Annotated in this window: 3 protein-coding genes; all 3 read left to right on the plus strand. The window is 39.4% G+C overall.

The window, feature by feature from the left end:
- Positions 1–1288 (plus strand): RHS repeat-associated core domain-containing protein (locus NZM04_03595; GenBank protein MCS7063123.1); only part of this gene is annotated, 1288 nt, incomplete at its 5' end.
- 219 nt (positions 1289–1507) lie between these two features.
- On the plus strand, positions 1508–1657 hold the full coding sequence (locus NZM04_03600) for a hypothetical protein (GenBank protein MCS7063124.1): 150 nt from the start codon (positions 1508–1510) through the stop codon (positions 1655–1657).
- A 606-nt stretch (positions 1658–2263) separates the two neighbouring features.
- Positions 2264–2578, plus strand: a 315-nt coding sequence (locus NZM04_03605; protein MCS7063125.1) for an RHS repeat-associated core domain-containing protein, incomplete at its 3' end; no start/stop codon positions are given.

The following is a 2578-nucleotide window of genomic DNA, read 5'->3' on the forward strand; positions in this document are numbered from 1 at the left end:
AGGGCAGATCAAGGAAGTGAAATATAGCACATTAGACAACGCGAATCCGCAGAGGATACAGACGTGGGATTACGATGCGGTGGGGAATCGGTTGGTGCAGACGGATAGTCAGGCAGGGAATACGACCTACGGAGTTGGGACGGCGAACCGATACAGCTCAATCAGTGGAGCTGGAGGGGGGACGGTGAGCTATGATAGCCGTGGGAATATGACGGCGGATGGGAGCGGATGGTTTTACCGCTACGATGCGAAGAATCGGTTAATCGAGGCGCGGAATCACTGGTCGGTGTTGCAGGCGACGGTGAGGTATGAATGGGGATATGATGGGTTGAATCGGCGGGTGGTGGAGAGGTATTACTGGAGGCCGACTGCGAGTGTGCCATGGATAGGGCCTTCGCGGCAGTATCGGTATTACAACGGGTGGGACTTGACAGAGGTGTATAATAACAACATGCAACTAGTGGAGTCGTATGTGCATGGGGGGCGAGTGGATGAGATGTTGAGGGCGCAGTTTTATGAGTATAATGGGAATGGGCAGCAGGTAGGGGTAGCGACATATTATATGCAGGAGGATGTGTTAGGGAGTGTGGTGCGGGTGACGGATGGGAATGGGGATGGTGTGTTGAGTGTGCGGTATGATGCGTATGGGCGGGCGAGGTATTTTACGCCGAGCGGTCAGCCGTATTACAGTGCGACAAGGCTGAGGGTAGGGTATACAGGGCGAGAGATGTTGGTGAATACGTGGGGTGGGCTTGGAGCGGGGTTATATGATTATAGAAACCGCATCTATAGCACGGTTCACGGCCGCTTCCTGCAGCCGGATCCGATAGGGTTTGAGGCTAAGGATGTGAATTGGTATAGATATGTGGGGAATGGGGTGGTGAATTATATTGACCCATTAGGTTTGAAGCATGTTACTCATAAAATTGACTCAGCAAACATCTTTACTATGTTTGGTGTCAATGTGACAGTGAATATAGATTGTGATAAAGGGGTAAACGTCTTACAAGCAAATGTAGATGCCTACACAGTAGTATTAGGGTTCGGATTTTCATATTCGGCAGTAGCAACAAGCTCTTATTCTGTAACAGAAGGTAAGGAATGTAAAACTAATGACGGAAAAAAAGGTAAAGAAAAAATCTACTCTTACACAATTGAAGTGACTGTAACAGCAACAATTCAAGCTGGTGTAGGTATAGGAGGGCAAACGCTAGGGGGTGGGGTTAAAAGTTATACAAGATCATCAAAAGCTGGTCCGTATAAACAAACATTGTGTTGTTGTAAATAGAGAAAGTATGAATAATAAAAAAATTATAAAATTTATCATATATGCTTTTGTTTATGTATTCATTATACATGTAACAATAATAGTAGTTCTATCTATATATAATTTTATAAAGTATGGATTCTAATCTATATCAATTTTCATTCTTATTTAATGTTAATGAATAAACTAGTTAAAAATTTATAACATTGTTATAGCAGCGTTTAATGCACTAGAAACAGTATGCATGAAAAACTAAAAGCAATTCCTAATCCATATAAGCCATTAAATAAAAAATTTGCAATTAAAGTTATGACCTGCACAATAGAAATAGAAGTGACGGGCAACTTTGCAGCGTCTGGACAAATAGGTGAATGTTGTGAGAATAAATAAAATCTATATGAAAAAAACATCTTTATTTTTCTCATATTGGTTTCATCAATTTATTTAATGTATATCTGTTTGCACTATATGATTTATTTAATCCAAAATGGTATGCTACGTCACCCTATCCGAATTTTGTTGGAGCATGGGTAGCTATTGGTTTTAGTTTGATTAAAATGCCTGTAAAATTTAGATATTATTATATCTTTTTACTGATGATTCTTCCGAATGTTTTCTTGCTTTTAGGTGAAGCTTTTTCACGTATGGAACCTATGACATTAATTTTTGAATTGATTAGAATAGATGAAAGCTCTACATGGATGTTCTATAGTGTGATTTTAATATCTGCAATTATGATTATAAAGATTTTAAGATTAAAGAAAAAAACAAGATTTTACGCTACTAAATAATAAGAGGGTCTGAGGGCGGAAAAGGTTCAATTGGAAAAATAAAATGGTGCTTAGTAGTAAGTAGATGTCAATTATAAATTAGGAGATTAACTAAGACTTTTCAGATTTACGATTATCATTGCATTTCCAGAAGTAGCTTCAAAATTTAGGAGGAGAAGAAAATTTGTTGTAAAGATAGAAAAATGCTTTACAAAAAGCCAAAAGCATGCAGAGTGATTGCGTGCAAAGTGTATCAGAAAATCGAGCACAAAAAGTAGCAGTGGCATCCCTGCTGCTGAATCCCTCATCAAGTTTCATTATTGACACCACACGCAACCGCATTTATAGCACCGTTCACGGCCGCTTTATGCAACCGGATCCGATCGGCTTTGAGGCAAGAGATGTGAATTGGTATAGATATGTGAATAATAGTCCGTTGAATTACACGGATCCTGAGGGGCTTTTTCATTGTGAAATAGATTGTGCTTTTGCTGATCTAAGTAATAAATGTGATGCAGTGATAAAATCGCTAGTCTATGCG

The sequence above is a fragment of the Candidatus Methylacidiphilales bacterium genome, from assembly GCA_025056655.1.
Taxonomy (GTDB): domain Bacteria; phylum Verrucomicrobiota; class Verrucomicrobiia; order Methylacidiphilales; family JANWVL01; genus JANWVL01.

Excerpts from the sequence above, each read along its gene's own strand:
- NZM04_03600 (MCS7063124.1), top strand. The coding sequence starts at position 1,508 with ATGCATGAAAAACTAAAAGCAATTCCTAATCCATATAAGCCATTAAAT.